A 21725-nucleotide genomic window follows, 5' to 3' on the forward strand; every position below is an offset into this window, starting at 1 on the left:
AATATTATTTCAATATAAATATTTATACATAAAATATTGTTTTAAAAGGATGACATGCAAACCGGCCGTTTATCCGCCTTGATGGAGGCGGCCAAAACGGCGGTTGCTTCAACCTGCGCCGCGCTTGAACCGCGCGAGCGTTATTTTTTCGTTTCGATCCGCTCCATATCCTTAAGCACCTTGCGGCTGCGCTGCAAATATTCGACCGCCTCGCCGTAGTTGGAGCTGGCGACGCTCAAGTACAAAATGTCGATCAGATTCAGCTGGGTAATGCGCGACGCCATCGCGCCGCTGCGGATTTCGTTCTCCGTCGCGGCGATGTACAGCGGAATGCCCGCGACCTCGCTTAACGTCGTATTGCCGTATTTCGTAATGCTGATCGTCGTCGCTCCCGCTTCGTTGGCGTACAGCAAGCTTTGAATGACCGGCTTCGTCTCTCCGGAATACGAAATGCCGACCGCCACGTCGTCCTCCCGCGCCGTCACCGCCGCCGTAAGCTGCACCGTCGGATCGGTGAACGTAAAGGACGGCTTGTTGATGCGCAAAAACTTCTGCTGGGCGTCCTGGGCGATCAAATTCGACGCTCCGGTGCCGTAGAAAAATATCCGGCTTGCCTTGCCAAGCGCCTCGACCGCCCGCTGCAAATGGCCGATGTCCAAAATTTTCATCGTGTCGCGGATCGACTGCATATTGTTGTGCGACACGTTCTGAACGATCGCTTCGATCGGATCGTTCGGGCTGAATTCGCGATACTCGTCGCTTTCCGGAACGGCCGTCTGCAGATCGCCGACCACCTTCATCTTCAGCTCCATGTAGCTCTTCAGCCCGAGCGATTTGCACAGCCGGATGATGGCCGCCTGACTGCCTCCGCTCCGTTCCGCCAAATCCGCCACGGACATGTGCGCCATTTCCTCCGGATGCGCCAAAATATATTCCGCAATAATACGCTCCGAGGGCGTAACATGCTGCACCATTTCCCGTATGCGAACCAATCCGCCGTTCAAGCCAATTCCACCTTTGCCGATTGCCGGCCGTCCTATTCCAGCCACTGCAGCCGCTTGTTCAGGCCGCCTCTCGGCACCATAAAGCCCTGCGCATGCTTGAATCTTACGGGTGCCCCGCGGACGACCGTCAATGCTTTATAATAGTCGATGTACGGGAAGCCGTACGTTTCGCCGCGCGCGAACGCGTACACGCCAAGCGCCTTGACCCAAGCGTCGAACGCTTCCTCCGGAATGTCAATGAACACCTCCGGTACGAATTCGTGCATGTCCTCCCAGTTTTCGGAGTAATACAGCTTCTTGGCGTAATGGCCCGGCAGCTCGCGCTCAATCTGCTTGAGGGCGGCGTAAAAGTGCGCGTCCTCGACGATTTTGTGCGTGTTCGCGTGATCTTTGTGAATGCTGTGCTTCCAATGGGTAATGATGATGTCCGGCTTCAACTCGCGGATGACGTCGGCCACTTCGTATTTGATCTCGTCGTTGACCGGTATTTCCGCATCTTTGTAGGACAAATACCGCACATCCGCGCCTAATATCTCCGCCGCCTTGTAAGACTCCTCGATCTTCTGCTTCGCGTAGTCATCCGGCGACAAGGTCGGATGTCCTTTCTCTCCCGGACTTAAATGAAGAAACGTCGCTTTATGGCCGGCCTGCGTATACTTGGCGATCGTCGCCCCGGCGGTCAGCTCCTGGTCGCCGGCATGCGCGCCGATAGCCAGGATGTGCAGTTTCGCTTGTTCGCTCATGCATGATTCTCCTTTTCATTGTATCCATTTCCGGACGGGCAATTCAAAAGCTACTCCTTCAGTCCCGAGTTCATCATGCCGCGGACGTAATACTTTTGCAGGAAGATGAAGACGATCAGAATCGGAACCGTACTGATGACGAGCGCCGCATTGACGAGCGGCTGGGTCATGTTCGAATCGAGATGGCTCTTTAGCTGCTGGATGCCGACGGGGAGCGTCGCCAAATCTTTATTGACCGTGTACATGAGCAGCGACCAAATGAACTCGTTCCAGCTTCCGATAAACTCGAAGATGGCCAGCGTAGCGAGAGCAGGCACCGTCATCGGCAAAATAAGTTGGAAAAAAATACGCATTTCCGACGCTCCGTCGATCCGGGCCGCTTCGATATAGGCGTCATTGATCGTCATAATGAACTGACGCATCAAGAAAATGCCGAAGGCGCTGACCGTAAACGGCAAAATGAGCGCAAGCGTATATTTCGCCATCCCCCCGTCGCCGCCTTCGCCCATCCAGTCGTTGCCCCCGATGAACGGAAAATGGACCATGATATAGAAGTTCGGGATCAGAAACAGGAACGACGGAAACATCATCGTGGCCAGAATAAGCCGGAAGATCGACTTCTGCCCGCGGAAGCGCAACTTCGTCAAGGCATATCCGGCCAGCGAGCTGGTCAGCAGCACGATGACGGTCGTGACGATCGATTTGATCAGACTGTTTTTGAATAACAGACCGAGCTTTAGCTGCTCGAACGCCGTCTGGTAGTTGCCGGCCTCGAACGTTTCCGGCAGCAGCGAGTAGTTGAGCCGGTTATAGTCCGCCGGACCTTTAAAGGAAGAGAAAATCATTTCCAGAAACGGGAACACCATCATGATGCTTCCGACGATAATGACCGTATAGGAAAACCACGGGAATTTTTTCGGTTTCATCAGTAGCTCTCCACTCCCCCCCGGCGGAATACGGTCAGCTGAACGATCGTGACGATAAAGACGCAGATGAACAGCACGAACGCCATCGCGCTTGCCGTTCCCCAGTTCCCGTACGAGAAAGCCTGATTGTACATTTCCAGGCCGCCCACGTTCGTGGAATTGCCCGGACCGCCGTTCTTCGTCATGACCAGCGACAGCGTGAACGATTGCAGACCGCCTATAAAGGAAGTGATCAGCACGAACAGGATCGACGGCTTGAGCAGCGGCAGCGTAATTTTCGTGAAGATCGCCGTCAAGCCCGCGCCCTCCAAAGTAGCCGCCTCGTAATAATCGTCGGAGATCGCCTTCAAGCCTGCCGTCAGAATGAGCACCGAGCTGCCGATACCCAGCCAGCCTCCGACTACGATAATCGAAGTCAGGGCCGTTGTCGGATCGTCGAGAAATTTGATCGAGGAAACCCCGAGCTTGTTCAGAACCGCATTGATCAACCCGTTGGTCGGATTGTACAAATAAAGCCAGACATTCCCGATCGCCACGACCGTCGTGACGGTAGGCAGAAAATAGAGCGTGCGCCAAAAGCCTTCAAAGCGCAGCCGGGTAATCATATACGAGACGAAAAGCGCAATAATGAATGACATGCCCACCGTGCCGAAGGCGAAGACGAAGGTGTTCTTGATGATCGGATTGACGAAGGTCGAGCCGTCGGCGAACAACGCCTTATAATTTTTCAGCCCGACCCAGTCGATCAGAGTGAGGTCGAAGCCGCCCCATTCCGTAAAGCTCAAATACAGCGAGAAACATAGCGGCACAAGGAAAAAGATCGCATAAAACACGACGACGGGCGATAAAAACAGCCAGCCGAGCAATCCTTGACCGCGGTTCAGTTTGTTGGTTCCGCTCATGCTACCTCCCATTCCCCATAAAGTGAAGCTCCAAAGCTCAGGCCCGTTCCTTTCGCCATGAGCCCTTCAAGCCTCCGGGGCCCGATCCCCCGAAAGCGGAGCTTCTGCGGGGCCATTCCCATATGCGTTTCTTCCTTATAAATGGCGAAGCCGAGCCGCTGCTTCTTCCCCGGAATCCGATCGGACGTCGGCTCGGATCAAGCTGCGGCTCGGGCAACGCCTCAGGCGATTACTGGGCCAGCTTCGCCTGAATATCCTTTTGCGCCGCTTGGACGGCTGCATCCGGAGTCGTTTGGCCGGTCCATGTGCTTTCGATTTGTTTGAACAAAATATCTTGGATTTCCGTGCCTGCAGCCGGGTTCGGCTCCGGCAGCGCATAGTTCAGCGCGTCTACGAACGTTTTAAGCACGGTGTCGCCGGCTAACTTGTCTTTGATCGGCTTCGCGTCCAAATCCGACTTGCGCGTCGACAAGGAGTTGAAGGCGTCAAGCAGGAAGCCGCCCTCGGGCGTCAGGCCGTCCTTGACGGACACGGTATTGAACCATTTGAGGAACTCCCACGCTTCCTTCTGGTGCTTCGATTTGTTGTTGACGCCCCACATCCACGTATAGGCGACCGAGCCCTTCTTCGTGCCGTCCGGCGAAGGCAGCGGCGCCGTGCCGATGTTTTTGTAGGCGTCCTTCATCGTGCCTTGCAGCGATCCGGCGTACCAGCCGGCTTGGATGGTCATAGCCGTCTGCTCGGCCGGGAACGTTTTCGCTACGCTGAAGGAGACGTCGGAGATGCCGTCCTTGTAAAACTTGGCGGCGAAGTCCATCGTTTTTTTGCCTGCATCGGAATCGAGCTGCGCTTTGGTCAAGTCGTCGCTGATCAACTGGCCGCCCGCCGTCGCCATAAGCGACATGAACGGCTGGTCGACGATCGAAGCATAGCCGCGCGAGAAGCCGAAGCCCATCTGCGTAATTTTGCCGGAACCGTCCTTCTTCGTAAGCGCCTTGGCCATGTTGTACATTTCGTCCCACGTCTTCGGCGGATTGTCGAAGCCGGCATCCTTGAGCATCTTCTTATTGTAGAACAGCGCATAGGCGTTGACTTCCGTCGGGAAGCCGTATATTTTGCCGCCGATCGAAGCTCCTTTGATGGAGGCGTCCGGATAGTTTTTCTTGATATCGTCGGTCACGTCGCCCGGAGGCTCGGCGAGCACTTTGTTCTTCGTCAGTTGTCCGCCCCACAGCGAATAAATATGCATAATATCGGCGACTTGGCCGGCCGTCTGCTTCGCCTGAATCGTCTTCAACAGCTCGCCGAAGTCGACCGGCTCCAGCTTCACCTGGATGTCCGGGTGATCCTTGTTCCACATATCCACGTATGGCTTGAGCTTCTCTTCTTGAGCACCGGCATAGTGGGACAGGAGCGTAAGCGTAACCGGCTCTTTCTTGCCGACGCTGTCGTTTCCTTTCGTTTCGTTCTTGCCCGAACTGCAGGCGGCCAAGCTTACCGCCAAAGCCGATGTGACGGCCAGGCTGATCGTGCGCGTTGCCATTTTGTTCATAAATGTGTGACCTCCCATAAAGATATGTGTTTACGACAACCTCCCGCTGACGCGGCCCCCGCCGGGCATTTGCAGTTATGGTCGCTAGCATGGAAATGCCGCTGATAACGCTTTCACGAGGGGTAAGCTTTGGCATTCCAAAACCTGATATTTTCCTAGCCGCGAAACTTAATTTCGCCCACAGCCCCCATTATAGCACCATGAAATTATATTTCAAGAAAAATATTTTTATATAAAAATTTATTTTACAAACGGTCGGTTTGTCGTTTATAGTAAAACAAACAGTACCGACAACCATGATTTTATATAGCTTTTCTTCGTGGACAATACAGTTGTGGAGGGACCCGTATGAATGTTTCTTTGGAACGTCTGATTACCGAACGACAAAACGAACGCACGCTCCATATCGACCAAGCCTCGACCACCGGCATGCTTGAGCTGATCAATAACGAGGACCAGCTTGTGGCCGCGGCGGTGCGGAAGGCCATTCCGCAAATCGCGCAAGCGGTGGACACGATCGTCGAACGGTTCCGCAAAGGCGGACGGCTTATTTATGTGGGAGCGGGCACAAGCGGAAGGCTCGGCATTCTGGACGCCTCGGAATGTCCCCCGACATTCGGCACCGATCCGGCGATGGTGCAAGGTATCATTGCCGGCGGCGATACGGCGATACGCAAAGCGGTGGAAGGGGCGGAGGATAACGAGGCTTTAGGGGCGGCGGATATGGAGCTTTGCCAAATCGGAGAACGCGATACGGTAGTGGGCATCGCGGCAAGCGGGCGCACCCCTTACGTCATCGGGGCGATGAAGCGGGCGCGGACGGCCGGAGCCGCCGTCATCTGCGTCTGCAACAATCCGAATTCGGCGATGGGCGAGCATGCCGACATTGCGATCGAAGCGGTCGTCGGCCCGGAGGCGGTGCTCGGCTCGACCCGGTTGAAAGCCGGCACGGCGCAAAAAATGATTCTGAACATGCTGACGACCGCTTCGTTCATCCAGATGGGCAAAGTGTACGGCAATCTGATGGTCGATCTGCAGGCCACCAACTTCAAGCTCGTCAACCGGGCCAAAAAAATAATTCAAACCGCCACCGGAGCGCCCGAGGAGACGATCGAGCGGGTATTCCGCGAAACCGGCGGCGACGTGAAAACCGCCACGGTCATGATCGCCACCAACACCCCTTACGCCAAGTCGAAAAGCCTGCTGGAAAAAGCCGACGGCTTCGTCCGCGGCGCGATCGAGATCGGCTTGTCCGGCAAGCAATCCGGCTGAACGGAAGCAAATGAAACCGCCCCATGACCGAAGCTTATTCGGTCTGGAGCGGTTTTTTGAGCTTTCTTTTTGTTTTATACGCTTAAATCGTAGCCAACTTCGGGACGATAGCACCGAAACGCTCCAACTGCTCGCGCAATAACGCCATCGGGACGTCTCTTACGGAGCAGTTCCGTTCGACGGCAATAGCCGCCGCCATGCCGGCCGCCTGTCCGGTGGCCATGCAGCTGGCTTGGACGCGAAAAGCCGAATTGGCCATCCTGTCGCCGGAGACGCAGCGCCCGGCAACGAGCAGGTCGTCGCTGCCCTTCGGAATTAACGCCCGGTAAGGCAGCGTCGGCACGATTCCGGGTTCGATCATTTTTTGTTCGATATGAAATCCGCTGTGGTGATGCAAATCGATCGGATAAAAGCTGTAGCATATCGCATCCGGCCAGACGTAGCCGGAAACATACGACTGCTCGTCGACCTCGGCTTCCCCGTCAATGCGCCAAGTTTCGCGAATGCCGCATTCGTTGGCGAAATAACGGACCTCGACCGTTTCGCATCCGGGCACCCGGCGCAGCATCGTTACGGTGTCCAGCAGTTGCCGGCGCGCCTTGATTTCCGCAAGTGTCCGCGTCTCCGATCCGGAACCGTCGATGTCTTGAACGTGCATGTTGATGCGTCCCGACTTCAGATCCTGGTAGATTCCGTTCCGACTGTGGACGGCTTCCCCGTTTCGAAGCGCCTCCTCATAGACGCCGTTCAGCTTATCCGCGTCCACCGCCGAAAGCTCGTAGCCGCCGATATCGTTGATCAGCGTTCCCGGCTGCAGATGCTCGCCTTTTTTCCGCGCATACCCCATCATGCCCGCAACGTCCGCGTCGCCGGTCGCATCGATCAGCTTGTTCGCCTTATACCAGGCCAACCCCGATTTGCCGACGAGCGCAACATACGTCCCGTTCACGCCTTTTCTGACGGCGGCGGGCATTTCGTGCAGCCGCAAGCTTACGCCTGCTTCCAGGCAAAGCCGGTCCAGCACGGCGCTATAAATAAACCGGTTTACCGAAATTTGGTGCATCCAATGCTTTTGCGGAATGACGGAGAAATCCGGAAGCGCCGCCCCGCCGAGCGCTGCGGTCCGTTCGATCATTTCCCAGCCGATGCCGCGAATAACCTGCTTGCCCCAAGCGTGAAACAAGCCGGGGAAATTGACGGAGGCTACAGTCGTCGTCCCGCCTAGGATACCGTTTTTTTCCACCAGCGCCGTTAGCCGTCCGGCCCGGGCCGCCTGAATGGCCGCCGTGCAGCCTGCCGATCCACCTCCGAACACCATAACGTCGTACTCGCCATGAATCTCATACTCCTCCGGCATCGGGATGGTCGCAGGCCGGCCTCTGTCCAGCCCGCCGCTCATTTGCGCACCGCCGCTTCCAGCGCTTTATTGCCTTGCTCCTCGGTCACGCGCAGCGCCGTGTTCAGATCCATCTCGCCCGTCATCACCTTGGTCAAATTCGCGCCGAGCGGCGCCGTCACCAAGCCTTCGTAAGCGGAGCGCACCATCGGGGCCGCAGGCTTATTCGTAAACAGCGCATCGACGACTTGTTTGTCCTTAAAAGCGGTATCTTGCGCAAATGCATCCCGGACCGCCTTCGTTTTGACGACGGGAATGAATCCTTTCCGCGACAGCTCCATCTGGAATTCGTCCGAAACCATAAATTTCAGTACTTCCATCCCCTGATCCTTGTACTTGCTCGTACTCGTAATAAACAGACCGTTCGGGTAAGGCTGCGAGCCGACCCCGGGTAAATCGCCGAACACCGGCAAGCTGGCGATACCCCAATTGAACGTGTTGAAGTCCGGCTGCAATTGCAAATAAAAATTCATGACGAACATGGCCATATTTTTGTCTTTCATAAAATTGTCGTTGTTAAACGTTCTATTCAAGGAGGCTAAGTAAGGGCGGTACCCGTCCGCCTCGGTCGGCTCGAGAATCGTCTTGGTGACGAGCTTGCGGAACGCGTCGGTATCGATCGCGGCTTTGCCTGTCGTTTCGCTGACGAACGGCAGCGAATACGGATTCATCGTCAGCATGTGTTGGATCGAAACGCCAAGGCCAATATATTGAATACCGTCGAAGCGGGTCAATCGCTTGCCAAGCTCGATCGCCTGGTCCCATGTCATTCCGTTTTTCGGATAAGTGGCACCGAATTTATCGAAAATATCCTTGTTGTAATAGAGCACCAACCCTCCGTCGTGCAGCGGAAATCCGTACAGCTTCCCTTTGTCGCTGAGCGAATCGAACACCGCCGATTCGAACCGGCTCGTATCGATTTGATGCGTCTTCATGAGCGGGGACAAATCGTAGTTGTACCCGTTCTCGATCAGATTGGCGCGCATGCCGCCGAGCGAATCGTGGATGAGATCGATCGTCTGGCCGGCGGCGATCATGCTTTGCAGCGTGTTTTTGGCCGTTCCCTGAATATACGTGAATTTGAATTTCGGAAACTTCTGCTTAAGCGCTGTCCCGAATCTTTCGTTCCACACTTCTTCCGTATTGCCCACCGCCCCGAATATAACCAGCTCTGCCGGCTCGTCGGCATATGATACCGCCGCAGCGGGCGCCGGCGCTTCCGACTCTTTAGTCGCAGCGCTGCATGCTGCTGCCAGTACAGCGATAACGAGAGTTAAAGCCGTTATGATCGGCATCCGTTTGGTCGTTCCCATTGTAAGCGCTCCCCTTTGTCTTCTTTTTAGGTACGGCAGGCCTGCTTCCCTACATGTATTGTAGGAGAAACCGCTTTACTTTCACCATGCACTTTTGTAACCTAAAAGATATACAAAAGATCGCCGCTTGGGCGAGTTCGTACAAAGTCAGGCCTTACACCGTATTCATGAAAAGGCCCGATCCCTTGCTTAGCAAGAGGTCGGGCCTTTCCGAATACCGAGCAACGGCCTGGCTCTTTGTACTCGTCCGTTCACGACGAAGATGCAGACGGGGGCGTGTGACAATGTCTTTTCCTCTATGCGGACATATACCGCGGCTGACGTATTTCCGGCACGTGGTCCGGCGCGAGCAATTTTTCGAATACGAAAGCGTCCAAAACGAATGGCTCGTCTTTGCCGTGGAAGACGGGGCGTTTTATTACGAAATCGAAAACCATAGCGCTACCGCTTCCTTCGGCGATCTTGTTTTTTGTCCGCCGGGCGTCGTCTTTCGCCGCGTCGTCATTTCCCCGGTAACCCTTTTCGTGCTCCGCATGGGCTGGGGCGACGATCAAGGAAACGAGCTCGACCCGCTTCGTCTGGACCGCCTTCCGGTCGGCAAGGTCAGCCTGCGCAATACGGAGAAGCTTATGGACGATTACGCCGCCTTGAAGAGCCGCGACTTTCTGGACGAGCGGTGGAGCATGATCGGGAGAAACCACCATTTGCACCATATTTGGCTCATGTATTGCGATCAGACGGAACAGCTGCCGACCGCGGAAGCTTCCCATTCATCCGATCCCCTTATTCAGCAGGCGACAAAACGGATTCAGGCGCAGGCGTACGAGCGGTTCAGCCTGAATGCGTTAGCCGTCTCCCTCGGCGTCAGCCGCGTGTACCTATGCCAGAAGTTCCAAGTCGAGCTGGGTACGACTCCGATCAAATACGTGACCGCCCTGCGTCTCGAAAAAGCGAAGAAGCTGCTCGCCGAGACGAACTTGACGCTGGATCAAATCTCCGAATGCTGCGGCTACCAGAACGGGTTTTACTTGAGCCGCGTATTTAAGAACAATTGCGGCATGACTCCTAAGCAATACCGCACGGAGCATCGGCTGTAAACATACAAATAGATGACAGCCCGCCTCACCTTTCCAATCCAATCGCCAGGCTAACGCCTCCTATACGGGCACGACCCGGTAGCTTTTGCCCGGCTCTGCGGCAAATCGAAGCAATCCTTCGCCTTCGTCAACCGTTGTCTCCCCGGACTCGCCGGCGGCGTATACCGCAAGCCGCTTATCGGCGCGGATCGCACAATCCCCGCCTCGTTCCGAGCGGATGACGGCAGCGGTCAGCTTGCCGTCCCGCCATTCGATATCGACTTCGAAGCCTCCCCTTGCCCGGAGTCCCCGAATTCGTCCTCCCGGCCATGCCATGGGCAAGGCCGGCAGCAGATGCAGCACTCCTCCGTGCGACTGGAGCAGCATTTCCGCGATCGCCGAGGTTCCGCCAAAGTTCGCGTCGATTTGAAACGGCGGGTGATCGCCGAACAAATTCGGATGGACCGCATGGCTCAGCAAGGCATGCAAATGCTCGTACGCCTGCTCGCCTTCCTCCAGACGGGCCCAGAAATGAATAATCCACGCGCGGCTCCAGCCCGTATGGCCTCCTCCGTGAGCAAGCCGCCGTTCCAGAGCGACCCGCGCCGCCTTGGCCAGCTCCGGCGTGCCGCGCAGCGTAATCTGCTCGCCCGGATGGAGGGCGAACAGATGGGAAATGTGACGATGGCCGGGCTCCGTTTCCTCGTAATCGACCGACCATTCCATCAGTTGGCCGTGCTTGCCGACGGCTGGCTGCGGCAGCTTCGCGATCGCCTCCTCCAGCTTGCCGCGAAACGCATCGTCCCGCGCCAGAAGCCGCGACGCCTCGATGCAGCCGGAAAACAAAGCATGCAAGATTTGACTGTCCATCGAAGGCCCGACGCAAAGACAGCCGGTGTTCCCATTGGGCAGCATGTAGCGGTTTTCCGGCGATAAGGACGGCGCGGTTACGAGTCGGCCCCGATCGTCCTCGATCAAGAAGTCGAGGAAAAATTCGGCGGCCTCCTTCATAATCGGATAGGCGCGTTCCGCCAGAAAGTCCGCGGACAAGCCGAACCGGTAATGCTCCCACGCGTGCAAAGCAAGCCACGCTCCCCCGGTAGGCCAAAATATGGCCGGGATGTAGGAGCCCTGTATAGCGGTATCCGCCCAAAGGTCGGTTGCGTGATGAGCGACGAATCCGCCTGCGCCGTAAACGGTTTTCGCCGTCTCGCGGCCATTCGTCCGAAGCCGGTCGAGCAGATCGAATACCGGCTCGTGGCATTCGGCCAAATTCGTCGCCTCGGCGGGCCAATAGTTCATTTGCAAATTGATGTTGATATGGTAATCCGCATCCCACGGAGGCGTATGGCTTTCGCTCCATATGCCCTGAAGATTGGCCGGAAGGGTGCCCGGCCGGGAACTGGCCATGAGAAGGTAGCGGCCGAAATGAAAAAACAAAGCCTCGAGGGAGATATCACGCTCCCCTCCGCGAACGAGCTTCAGCCGCTCGTCGGTAGGCAGCCGCGCAAGGGAATCGCCGTCCGGATCGGCCAGCTCCAACCGGACTCTCCCGAATAGGCTCCTATGCTCGGCCGCATGCCGGTCGCGCAGAGCGGAGTAACCGATTCCGGCCGCATCGTCCGCCTGCTTGCCGCTGACGGTGCCCGGATCGGCGTGACGAAACGATGTTTGGGCGGTTACAAGGAGCGTAACCGCGTCGGCCCCTTCGACGGATAAGTAGCTGCCGATGACTTTCACGGTGCCGCCTTCGCAATCCGCCCTCAGAAGGGAGCAGTAGGCAACCCCGTCCGGTCCGCACGTTCCCGACATGGAAATGGCGGCAGGGCCGGCCTGCCGGACTTCTCCCTCGAACGGGCGGCGGCTGAGCTGGGCGCTGAAGGTCAAGCTTCCCGGCTTATCCGCCGTCAACCGGACGACGATCGCCTGATCGGCCGCGCTCGCAAACGTCTCGCGGCGAAACGCCGTGCCGGAACTAGAGAAACGAACGCTGGCAATCCCGGTCTCCAGATCGAGCTCGCGCTCGTAATCGGTCACGTCGCGTCCGAAACCTTCAAACTGCAGCTTCAAATCGCCAAGCGGCTGGTACGGCGCAAAATGCTGTGGCTGCGAGGTCATCGCTAAGCGGGCGAGACGTTCGGCTTCCTGCGGCTTCCCTTCGAACAGAAGCCGGCGTATTTCCCCGAGATGGGAAAGCGCTTGCGGATTGTCGCGCTTGCGGGGGCCTCCGTGCCAGATCGAATCCTCGTTCATCTGGATGCGTTCCTCGACTACGCCTCCGAAAACCATGCCGCCGAGCCGGCCGTTGCCGATCGGAAGCGCCTGCACCCACTGCTTGGCGGGCTGCGCATAGAAAAGCTTCGTCAAGCCGTCCTTCATCGCGCACATCTCTCCATTCGTTGAGGTTATCGATAACCTCAATGTAAATGGAACGTCCTATTCTGTCAATGATAAAATCCGTCCACGAACGAGTTTGCTGCGAAAACGAACGAACGCCAAAAAACGACCGCTAAGCAGGAACGTTTGGCATTCGTTACACGCGAAAACGGCCGGGCATACGCCCGGCCGTTGGTGTCAATCGTCGTCCTCGTCCTCATCGTCGTTGGCGAGTCCGCGCAAATATTCCTCGTCCGCCTTGTCCCGCGCGCGGCCTTTTTCCTTCAGCCGCTCGATCGCGGGCATAATCAGCAGATCGACTTCCTTTTGTACCGTATAAGCGAGATCGTAACGGGTTTGCGACTCCAGGAAAGAGCCGACCTCCATCAACGCATTATAACGGTCCAGCTCCTCGCGGGTCAAAAGTCCGCGAACTTGTACGCTGCAATGTCTCACGGGTTACCGCCTTCCCGGTTCGGCGCTACAGCTTGCCCTTGCGCAGGACGAGCCCGATACCGCCGATTATATATAAATAGCGCATGTCGATCAGCTTCTTCATAAATGCCGCGAAGCCGCCCTTCAGCTTCTTGCCGAAGACGATGCCGACCGCCTCGCCTTTGCCGAGCGATGCGACAACGCCTTTGTTGTCGAACTTGAACTCTCGCAGCGGCTGGTTGCGAATCGAGGCCACGAGGTTAAAGGCGCAGTTGACGCCCTGCTGCATGGCTATCTGAGCCGTCGGCGGGAAGGGCTTACCCTCGTCGTTGAACAACAGCGAGCAGTCGCCGACGATAAATACATTTTCGTATTGGGCTGTCCGCAAGTACGGATCGACCTTGACCCGGCCGCGCATCGCCTCGAAGCCGGCCTGCTCCACAAGCCGGTTGCCGCGAATGCCGCCGGTCCAGACGACCGTCGCCGCTGGAATCGTCTCGCCTGTCGCCAGGACGACGCCCTCGGGCTTGCATTCCTTGATCGCCGTGCCGATTTTGAACGTGACGCCCTTGTTCGTCAACACCTGCACCGCGTAGTCCACGAGCTCCGGATCGAAGCCGGGCAATGCGGTCGGAGCAGCCTCGATATTGACGATTTTTACCAGCCCCGGGTCGACGTCGAACTGCTTGCACAGCTTCGGGATGCGGTCGGCCAGCTCGCCGATAAACTCGATGCCGGTAAAGCCCGCCCCGCCGATCACAAACGTCAGGTAGTCGCGGCGCTCCGGCTCCCGTTTGAACTTGGCGAACTGGTATTCGATATGCTCACGGATCAGACGGACGCTGTTGATGCTGCGGATGTTCATGGCATGCTGCTGCAGTCCGGGAATGCCGAACGTTTCCGCCTCGCCGCCCAGACCGATGACCAAATAATCGTAGGACAGCGTGCCGTCCTCCAAAATCACTTTTTTCTCCACCGGCTTGATCTGGACGACCGTCGATTTGACGAAATCGATCTTGAATTCGTCGATCAGCTTGGATATATTGACGCGCGCATTTTCCGGATCGTCCGTTCCCGCGGCAGGCATGTGCAGGTGGGTGGTAATATAATGATAGTCGTGCTTGTTGACGAGCGTAACGTTCGCTTCATTATAGTTGAGTTCCTTCTGCAATCTTAAAGCGGTCAGCACGCCGCCATAGCCGGCGCCCAAAATGACGATCCTTGGAACTGTACTCATCTTTGATCCCATCCATATCCGTTTGTTTGGCTTTCTCTGTATAGGGTATGCGTCTGGACAAGCTACATTGTGAAAAAAAACACAAGCATTTTTAAGAAACAACCGTTCTTTCGCTGCATCTCATACAATGAACTGTATTTACATACAATATTATGAACCTTTTATCAAGAGCAATCATATATCTTCCCATACAAAATATCAAGCGACAAACTGTCTAAATTTTGTCGTTATTTGTGACAAATTCTCTTTTCATCAACTGGTCAGACGATTATAATAATAGGGTGTGGTATAACCATTAGGAGGTGTCCTTGTACGTGTCAGCGCCAGTAAATGAGCACAACCAAGACTTGACGGATATTATCATCATCGGCGGGGGTCCCGCCGGGATGTTTGCGGCGTTTTATGCAGGAATGCGCCAGGCTTCCGTAAAAATCATCGAGAGCATGCCGCAACTGGGCGGACAGCTTGCTGCGCTTTACCCTGAAAAATATATTTACGACGTAGCCGGTTTTCCGAAAGTAACCGCCCAAGAGCTCGTCAATCGTCTGAACGAGCAAATGAGCCATTTCCCGGTCGATGTCCGGCTTGAGGAAAAAGTGCTGAAAGTGACGAAAAAAGACGAGCGGCAGTTCGAGGTGGAAACCGATGCCGGCGTTGTCCACCGCTCCAAAGCCATTATCATTACGGCCGGAGTCGGCGCGTTCGAGCCCCGCAAGCTGGATCTGCCGGAAGCTTCCCGCTTCGACAAGAAGAACCTGCACTATTTTGTCAGCGACCTGAACAAATTCGCCGGTCAAAAAGTATTGATCAGCGGGGGCGGCGACTCCGCGGTCGACTGGGCGCTTATGCTCGAGCCGATCGCCGAGCAAGTTACGCTCATTCACCGCCGCGACAAGTTCCGCGCGCACGAGCATAGCGTCGAGCTGCTCAAGCAATCGAAGGTGAACGTAGTAACGCCTACAGAAATCGAGAGCCTCAACGGAACCGACATTATCGAATCCGTAACGATCAAAGACATCAAATCCGGCGCCGTCAATACGCTTCCGGTCGATGCCGTTATCGTCAACTTCGGCTTCGTTTCCTCCATCGGTCCAATCGCCGAATGGGGCTTGGATATCGACAGCGGGTCGATTATTGTCGACTCCCGTCAGGAAACTTCGATTCCGGGCATTTTCGCCGCAGGCGACATTACGACCTACCCGGGCAAGCTGAAGCTGATTGCCGTTGGCTTCGGAGAAGCTCCGACCGCCATCAACAACGCCAAGGTTTATATCGATCCGGACGCCAAGCTGTCTCCGGGACATAGCAGCAACATGAAGTTTTAATAAACGGCGATAGCCCATACTGTACAAAAAGGTACTTCGTTTTGCGACGAAGTACCTTTTTGTGTCCATCTGGCGGCTGCCCGAGAGCGGCACGCTTTTTCCAAAAAGCAATCTTTTCTCCCCGGGGCCTCTCTTAGTTGGCCGCCGAGCGCAGAAAGCCGGGCAGACGCAGCAGCGCGACGACGAGACCGGCCAAGCCGAACGTCAGCAAGACAGCCACCGCCCCGACGACATCGGACATATGCGCGCTGTGCGCGATCACGTCGACGAGCGAATGCTGGGCCCAATACTGCGGGGTAAAATGACCGATCGTCTGCACGAACTGCGGCATTAAGTAAGAGGGCATCCAAAGTCCTCCTACCATCGCGCCGCCCATCGAGATCAATTGGGTAATGACCATGGCCGCCCCTTCTCCCGGCACGATAAACGACAGCCCCAGCCCGATCCCAGTGCCGGCGATGCTCAAAGCCAGCACGATTAGCGACAGCGCTTCGAGATCGCCCAGCTTCAGCCCGTACACGAAGTGTCCGAACGTGAACAGGATGACGCATTGGGCGATGACGGTCAGCACGAACGGCACCCACATGCCGATCAAATAGTGCAGCGGCTTAATATTCGTGCTGCGGATGCGCGACAGCAAGCCCGTCTTCTTCTCGTCGAAAAACCGCCGCGTCATCGTAATCATGATGAAAAATACAAACATGACGGTCATACCGGGAACGACCTGGTCGATATAATCGAAATGGTCGGACGACGTCGGCGCGTTCTCCACCCGGATCGGCGAGGCGAGCAGTTGATCGGTCTGCGCTTTCGTTTGCCCGATCGCCTGCAAGGAACCTGCCAGCTTTTGTTCCCGGTATTGATTGAATACGCTGTTCAAAATAGCCTGAATCGGGGCCAGCGAAGCCTGCGCGGAAGGGTCCTGCACCAGCTTTACATCCGCCGGTTGTCCTTGCCTCATCGCTTCCTCGAAGCCTTGCGGGATGACCAGAACGGCCGAAAGCTGTCCCCGCTTGATTTTCTCCACCTGCTCGTCAAGCGCCGCCGCAGCAGACTCCTTCACGTTCATCGTCTGCCCGATTCGTTCCAGCAGCGTCTTGGAAGCTTGCGTGCCGTCCTGATCGACCGCCTGCAGCGAAATATTGCCCGAATCGGCCGAACCGCCGAAGATGGATCCGAACATGACAATAAACAAAATCGGCATAAGCAGCAGGAAGAAGAAACTTCGCTTGTCTTTGCGGATCAGCTTCAGCTCTTTCCAAATGATCGCCTTCATCGTCAAACGCCTCCTTCACGATATTGTGGCCATTCAGTCCCGCAGAGCGGTGCCGGTTACAGTCAGGAATACTTGCTCCAGCGATGGCCGGACGACCTCCAACTGCTTCACGTCCCAGTGACGCTCCGCCGCCGCGGCCAGCAGCCGCTGCATGACCTCCCCGACGCGGTCGGTTTCCAATATCCAGCCGGAGCCTTCCCTGGATGCCCTGCTTACATCGGGATCGGAAGGAGCGGCTGTCAGTTCCGGCGCTTCGATGTATATCGCCTTGCGACCGTACCGCTCGAGCAACTCCCCTAGCGGGCCGATCGCTTTTACCGCGCCTTGATCCATAATCGCGACCTGATCGCACAACGCCTCGACTTCCTCCATATAGTGCGTTGAATAGATGATCGTCACGCCTTGCCCGTTCAATTCGCGAATCATTTCAAAAATGTGATTGCGCGACTGCGGGTCGATGCCGACCGTAGGCTCGTCGAGAATAAGCAGCTTCGGCCGATGCAGCAGCGCCGCCGCAATGTTGATTCTGCGCTTCATGCCTCCCGAGAATGTCTGCACCTCGTCCTGGGCCCGATCCGTCAGTCCCGTCTTGTCGAGCACATCGGCAATGCGCCGCTTCAGCTCGCTCCCGCGAACGCCGTACGCTTCGCCGAAAAAAACCAGATTGTCGTATGCGCTCAGCTTCTCGTACAGCGTAATCTCTTGGGGAACATAACCGATATAGCGGGCGATCCTCTCGGTATCGGTCGTCATATCTTGGCCGAACAGACGCGCCTCTCCGCTGTCTGCCTTGACGATACCGGTCAATATTTTCATCGTCGTCGACTTCCCCGCCCCGTTCGGTCCCAAGAAACCGAAGCAGGTGCCTGCCTGCAGCGAAAACGTCACGTTATCCAGAGCTTGCTTCTTGCCGTACGTTTTGCGCAAATTCGTCACTTGCAGCACGGTATCGTCAGGTACTTCGACGGGGTTCCGTTGTGCCGAAGAAAGAGTGTCCATTCGGTTCCCTCCTAAATATGCTTAACAGGGCATGGCCGTTTCCCCTTTAAAGGAGCAGCCGGCGGTCCAGCAAATAGGCGGATAAACGAATCAGTCCGTATGCGGCCAGCCAGCTAGCCACGATGACGGCTGCGGCCATCCACGAGAAGGGCAGCAGCGTTACCGGATGCTCGCCGTTCATCTGTGCGAACAAATCGCCTATCTCGCTGTTAAACGAGGCCGAATACAGCGTGCCCATGCCGCCCATGCATAGGACCCACAGTACCGGCAGTAACGGACGCAATGTCGTGTATTGCGTATTCCCCGTGAACAAACCGAGAGCGGTAATAAACGGGCTGAAGCCGATCGTCAAGACGAGCCAGTTGAACCCCGTCACCATGAAATGCCCGACATCCGCGAACGTATAAGACTCCAGCGCAATGGTAATTAGCGAGACATAAGCGAAAGCGAGCACGTACACGATCGTCCAGATCGTCAAAATGCGCAGCAGCGCACCCAGCCATTTGGCCGCAATAAGCCAGAACCGCGGGTAAGGCATCGTCAGCCACCAGCCATACGTTTCGTTCTCCCACTCCCGCTTATAGCTGCCGTACCCGAAAAAGAAAAACATATAAGGCAATCCATAAGTGACGTACCACAACTGCTCGAAACGCAGCGTATGGTGAACGGCCAAGTATAAAGTGACGCCAAGCCCGGCCGCAAGCATGATCGCCGCATAAACGGCCTTCCATCTTCGGGTGATCGGAGAGCGGTTTTGTTTGCGCCAGCTTCCTTTTCCTCTATATTCGTGGCGTACAAGCGCCCAAAACGTCGCTAATGGTGTCACCGTCTCCACTCCTTCTTGTACATCGTCCGAAAGACGTTATGCAGCGAGCCGTATTCGGCCCGCAGATCGTCCGTTTCTCCGGACCATATCGCCTGCCCCTGGTTCATCATCACGGTATAATCGAACAGCCCCTCGACTTCCTGAATATCGTGCGTGCTGATCAGCATCGATTGCCCGCGGCTTTCCAAATGGTCGATGACGCCCGACACGATCGCTTCCCGCGAAATAACATCGATCCCCGCAAACGGCTCGTCAAGAATAACCAGCGGCACGTTGCGGGCAAGACACAAAATCAGCATCACCCGGGCCTCCTGCCCGCGGCTCATGCCGGCTACCTTCATGTCCGGATCGATATCCATCCACTCTGCGAACCGGATCGCCTCTTCTTTATCGAAACCGGGCAGGAACGAGCGTCCCCATTCGAAAGCTTGTTGTACCGTATGGCTCGGGTACCAGCGCGCCCGGTCCGGCATATAAGCGATATCGCGGTTCGTCCTCCATCCCGGCTTCTGCCCAAGCACCTCGATCTTCCCCTTATCCGGCGTCACAAGCCCGGCGATCGTGCGGAACAAGCTCGACTTGCCGCAGCCGTTCGGTCCGAGCACGCCGACGATGCGTCCGGCGGGAATCTCGACGCTCAGCTCGAGGAGCGCGTTCTTTTTGCCATACCGTTTTGTAAGCCCTTCGCATGCGACGACAGGTTGCGTCATGGCTCAATCTCCTCCTTTACCCGGTGCGGTCTTATCCCGCACATAGCGCTCGATATCGTCCCAAGTCAGTCCCAAGCTTTCCATTTGGGTCATGAACGTTTCTATATATTGCGAGGCCAGCTCCGTCCGGAACCGGCTTACCTTTTCCGCCGAGGACGTGACATACGTCCCTTGCCCGCGCCTTTTCTCCGTCAATCCGTCCCGTTCCAGCTCTTGATAGGCGCGCATCACCGTGTTCGGATTCATCCGCAGCTCCTGGGCGAGCTCGCGCACCGATGGCATTTTGTCTCCCAAAGCGATTTCTCCCTTCGCAATTGAGCTTCTGACCTGTTCCAATATTTGCTCGTAAAGCGGTTGGCTGAAATCGATGCGGAATCGAAGCTGACCAACCTGCTGTCCTGACATAGGCTTTCCTCCCGTCTTGCCCCTGCTTGCTCAACCGTCATAAGTGTATTATATCACTTAATACACTTAATGCAAGTGATACCTGTATATTATCTCGGCGAAAGTTTTTCTTTGTAATCGACAAGGAATTTGGTATGATGACAAAATCGGGCTTTAACGCCCGTACGCGGTTCGAAACCATCCCGCGATACCAAAACTATGGAGGATTGACGATTGATGTTTAACTTGGTTTGGGGCATTTTCTTTGTCGTGGTCAATTTTGGCCTGTTTTTGCTTTGCTACCGGCTGTTCGGCCGCAAAGGACTGTACGCCTGGATCGGCTTCGCCACCGTGCTGGCCAACATTCAGGTGACCAAAACGATCGAGATGCTGGGCATCGTCATGACGCTCGGCAATACGATCTACACGTCCATCTACATGGCGACCGACCTGCTGAACGAGAAGTACGGGGCCAAAGCGGCCAAGCAGGCCGTCTGGTTCGGCTTCTTCAGCCTGCTCGCCTCGACGGTCATGATGCAGATGGCGCTGGCTTTCGCGCCTTATACCGATGAACTGGCTTTGGAGATGCAGCAGGCCATGGCATCGATATTCGGGCTTATGCCCCGCCTTGCCGCTGCCAGCTTGTGCGCCTATTTCATCAGCCAGTTTCTGGACGTACGCGTATACAGCTATTTGAAAATCAAGTTTGCCGGCTACAATCAGCTTTGGCTGCGCACGAACGGCAGCACGGCGGTCAGCCAGCTGGTCGACTCGCTCGTCTTTTGCACGATCGCCTTCGCCGGACTGTATTCGCTCCAAGTTTGGCTGCAAATTTTGCTGACTACCTATTTGTTCAAATTCGTCATCACGGCCGCCTCCACGCCGGTCATGTATCTCGCCCGCAGCTTTAAACACGCCGAGGATGCCGATGCTGCGGAACCCCGTTCGGGGCGTTGATCAAAGCTGCTTCGAAGCGTATGCCAAAGAATATCAAATCCCCCTGCAACCAGCACGCAGGGGGATTATTTACGTTGTCTTGGCGTCACTTAGCCGCCACCTCGAAACGTTCTTCGCGCAGCAGCGGAACGACGGTGAAGACATCCACACGGCTGCAATGCTTGACATCGGCGCCGTATCCTTTGTCTCTGAGCTCCCGCCCGCTGCCGCATTCCCAGATCAGCTCGGCGATTCGTCCACGGGACTGAAGAAAAGCCCCCGCGCACACTTCCGCCTCCGGCGATAAGCTTCCGCCGAGAGCGTGCAGGATAGCTCCGGCACCCAAGTAATCTTCGACGGATGGTCTTAGCGCGTTTTCCCCTGGAAGCGGTTCGGTCCACTTCTCCCCGCACGGCACGACGGTCACGCTGGCGCCTGTCGCTGCGCGCAGCCGTGCCGCTTCGGCTGCAATTGCAGAAACGTTGAGCAAACAGCCGGCCATCAAAGCTGTTGCGGAAGCTCCGGCCCTGGCGCACACGGCCCCATTTAACGAGCACAGTACAAAACGACTTCCCGCATGGCCGGGATGGAACGAAACCGGCGATAGCGTCGCCACTCCGGCGGCCGCAGCCTCGGAACGTCCGTTAATGATGGCCGCGCCGTGACGTTTGGCAAAGGCGGACAAATGCTCGTCTTTCGCATGCGGGAAAACAATCGCTCCGTAATGAAGCGCTGTCGCGACCGTAGAAGAAAAGCTGAGCACATCGACGACGATGACAATATCCCCTCTCGCAGCCGCTTCCCGTACTCCTCGTTCCCCCCATTCCAGCCGAGACTCATATGGAGATTGATCGAACATGGCGAATCCCCCCTTATAAAAGAAAAAAGCTCAGTTGGCCTGAGCTTCGAAGTATGCAATATTCAGTTTGCGTCTCTTGATTTCCACCAGCAGCAGTGTGACAAATTCCCTGTCCAGCTTCAGATCGATGGCTTTGTAGTAGGAATCGATCAAAGCTTCGTTGCTTAATGATTTCATA

At 56.1% G+C, this 21725-nt stretch carries 21 protein-coding genes; 4 read left to right on the top strand and 17 right to left on the bottom strand.

Annotation, left to right across the window (positions count from 1 at the left end; all coding sequences use genetic code 11):
• Positions 1 to 140: 140 nt before the first annotated feature.
• The 5 genes from ABD796_RS23195 to ABD796_RS23215 form a co-directional block, all read right to left on the bottom strand.
• Complete coding sequence (locus tag ABD796_RS23195) at positions 141 to 1004, bottom strand: MurR/RpiR family transcriptional regulator (protein ID WP_344912352.1); 864 nt, start codon at positions 1002 to 1004, stop codon at positions 141 to 143.
• 32 nt (positions 1005 to 1036) lie between these two features.
• Positions 1037 to 1747, bottom strand: a complete 711-nt coding sequence (locus tag ABD796_RS23200; protein ID WP_344912354.1) for a PIG-L deacetylase family protein — start codon at positions 1745 to 1747, stop codon at positions 1037 to 1039.
• Between the two features lie 50 nt (positions 1748 to 1797).
• The gene (locus ABD796_RS23205; protein ID WP_344912356.1) at positions 1798 to 2673 is read right to left on the bottom strand and encodes a carbohydrate ABC transporter permease; all 876 of its coding nucleotides are present in this window, start codon (positions 2671 to 2673) and stop codon (positions 1798 to 1800) included.
• Positions 2673 to 3575, bottom strand: coding sequence for a carbohydrate ABC transporter permease (locus ABD796_RS23210; RefSeq protein WP_344912358.1), 903 nt, complete (start codon positions 3573 to 3575; stop codon positions 2673 to 2675). Before ABD796_RS23210 ends, ABD796_RS23205 begins: the two co-directional genes overlap by 1 nt.
• 229 nt (positions 3576 to 3804) lie before the next feature.
• Entirely contained in the window at positions 3805 to 5127 is a 1323-nt protein-coding gene (locus ABD796_RS23215; RefSeq protein WP_344912360.1) for an ABC transporter substrate-binding protein, read from the bottom strand.
• Between the two features lie 348 nt (positions 5128 to 5475).
• Here ABD796_RS23215 and murQ point away from each other — a divergent pair, with 348 nt between their 5' ends.
• A complete protein-coding gene (gene murQ / locus ABD796_RS23220) occupies positions 5476 to 6399 on the top strand; it encodes an N-acetylmuramic acid 6-phosphate etherase (RefSeq protein ID WP_344912362.1) in 924 nt (307 codons plus the stop codon).
• 82 nt (positions 6400 to 6481) lie between these two features.
• Here murQ and ABD796_RS23225 read toward each other — a convergent pair whose 3' ends face one another.
• Entirely contained in the window at positions 6482 to 7798 is a 1317-nt protein-coding gene (locus ABD796_RS23225) for an FAD-dependent oxidoreductase (protein WP_344912364.1), read from the bottom strand.
• Positions 7795 to 9108, bottom strand: coding sequence for an ABC transporter substrate-binding protein (locus ABD796_RS23230; RefSeq protein WP_344912366.1), 1314 nt, complete (start codon positions 9106 to 9108; stop codon positions 7795 to 7797). Before ABD796_RS23230 ends, ABD796_RS23225 begins: the two co-directional genes overlap by 4 nt.
• A gap of 284 nt (positions 9109 to 9392) precedes the next feature.
• On the opposite strand from ABD796_RS23230, the gene ABD796_RS23235 reads away from it, so the two are divergent.
• Complete coding sequence (locus ABD796_RS23235; RefSeq protein WP_344912368.1) at positions 9393 to 10205, top strand: helix-turn-helix transcriptional regulator; 813 nt, start codon at positions 9393 to 9395, stop codon at positions 10203 to 10205.
• Positions 10206 to 10265: 60 nt separating this feature from the next.
• Here the strand turns inward: ABD796_RS23235 and ABD796_RS23240 are convergent, their stop codons facing one another.
• The 3 genes from ABD796_RS23240 to ABD796_RS23250 all read right to left on the bottom strand — a co-directional run bounded on the left by ABD796_RS23240 (position 10266) and on the right by ABD796_RS23250 (position 14232).
• The gene (locus ABD796_RS23240) at positions 10266 to 12563 is read right to left on the bottom strand and encodes a glycoside hydrolase family 95 protein (RefSeq protein ID WP_344912370.1); all 2298 of its coding nucleotides are present in this window, start codon (positions 12561 to 12563) and stop codon (positions 10266 to 10268) included.
• A gap of 195 nt (positions 12564 to 12758) precedes the next feature.
• Positions 12759 to 13016 (bottom strand): hypothetical protein, encoded by a 258-nt coding sequence (locus tag ABD796_RS23245; RefSeq protein ID WP_344912372.1) that lies wholly within the window; start codon positions 13014 to 13016, stop codon positions 12759 to 12761.
• Positions 13017 to 13041: 25 nt separating this feature from the next.
• Complete coding sequence (locus tag ABD796_RS23250) at positions 13042 to 14232, bottom strand: NAD(P)/FAD-dependent oxidoreductase (RefSeq protein ID WP_344912374.1); 1191 nt, start codon at positions 14230 to 14232, stop codon at positions 13042 to 13044.
• A 314-nt stretch (positions 14233 to 14546) separates the two neighbouring features.
• Here ABD796_RS23250 and ABD796_RS23255 point away from each other — a divergent pair, with 314 nt between their 5' ends.
• Positions 14547 to 15557 carry an NAD(P)/FAD-dependent oxidoreductase gene (locus ABD796_RS23255; RefSeq protein WP_344912376.1) on the top strand — a complete coding sequence of 337 codons (1011 nt, stop codon included), beginning with the start codon at positions 14547 to 14549 and terminating at the stop codon, positions 15555 to 15557.
• Positions 15558 to 15690: 133 nt separating this feature from the next.
• Here the strand turns inward: ABD796_RS23255 and ABD796_RS23260 are convergent, their stop codons facing one another.
• From ABD796_RS23260 to ABD796_RS23280, 5 genes are read right to left on the bottom strand one after another with little or no spacing between them, the layout of a single operon-like run.
• Positions 15691 to 16833: an ABC transporter permease gene (locus ABD796_RS23260; protein WP_344912378.1), complete on the bottom strand. Its 1143-nt coding sequence runs from the start codon at positions 16831 to 16833 to the stop codon at positions 15691 to 15693.
• A 33-nt stretch (positions 16834 to 16866) separates the two neighbouring features.
• A complete protein-coding gene (locus tag ABD796_RS23265) occupies positions 16867 to 17832 on the bottom strand; it encodes an ABC transporter ATP-binding protein (RefSeq protein WP_344912380.1) in 966 nt (321 codons plus the stop codon).
• Positions 17833 to 17878: 46 nt separating this feature from the next.
• Entirely contained in the window at positions 17879 to 18658 is a 780-nt protein-coding gene (locus ABD796_RS23270; protein ID WP_344912383.1) for an ABC transporter permease, read from the bottom strand.
• Positions 18655 to 19368 (bottom strand): ABC transporter ATP-binding protein, encoded by a 714-nt coding sequence (locus ABD796_RS23275; protein ID WP_344912385.1) that lies wholly within the window; start codon positions 19366 to 19368, stop codon positions 18655 to 18657. Before ABD796_RS23275 ends, ABD796_RS23270 begins: the two co-directional genes overlap by 4 nt.
• 3 nt (positions 19369 to 19371) lie before the next feature.
• Positions 19372 to 19773, bottom strand: coding sequence for a GntR family transcriptional regulator (locus ABD796_RS23280; protein WP_344912387.1), 402 nt, complete (start codon positions 19771 to 19773; stop codon positions 19372 to 19374).
• 216 nt (positions 19774 to 19989) lie between these two features.
• Here ABD796_RS23280 and ABD796_RS23285 point away from each other — a divergent pair, with 216 nt between their 5' ends.
• Positions 19990 to 20709, top strand: a complete 720-nt coding sequence (locus tag ABD796_RS23285; RefSeq protein WP_344912389.1) for a queuosine precursor transporter — start codon at positions 19990 to 19992, stop codon at positions 20707 to 20709.
• A gap of 85 nt (positions 20710 to 20794) precedes the next feature.
• Here ABD796_RS23285 and ABD796_RS23290 read toward each other — a convergent pair whose 3' ends face one another.
• Complete coding sequence (locus tag ABD796_RS23290) at positions 20795 to 21547, bottom strand: 2-phosphosulfolactate phosphatase (protein WP_344912391.1); 753 nt, start codon at positions 21545 to 21547, stop codon at positions 20795 to 20797.
• Between the two features lie 30 nt (positions 21548 to 21577).
• Positions 21578 to 21724, bottom strand: a complete 147-nt coding sequence (gene sda, locus ABD796_RS23295) for a sporulation histidine kinase inhibitor Sda (protein ID WP_344912393.1) — start codon at positions 21722 to 21724, stop codon at positions 21578 to 21580.
• Position 21725: the final 1 nt, after the last annotated feature.

Origin of the sequence: Paenibacillus hodogayensis (assembly GCF_039536325.1) — a bacterium.
GTDB classification, from domain to species: Bacteria; Bacillota; Bacilli; order Paenibacillales; family NBRC-103111; genus Paenibacillus_AB; species Paenibacillus_AB hodogayensis.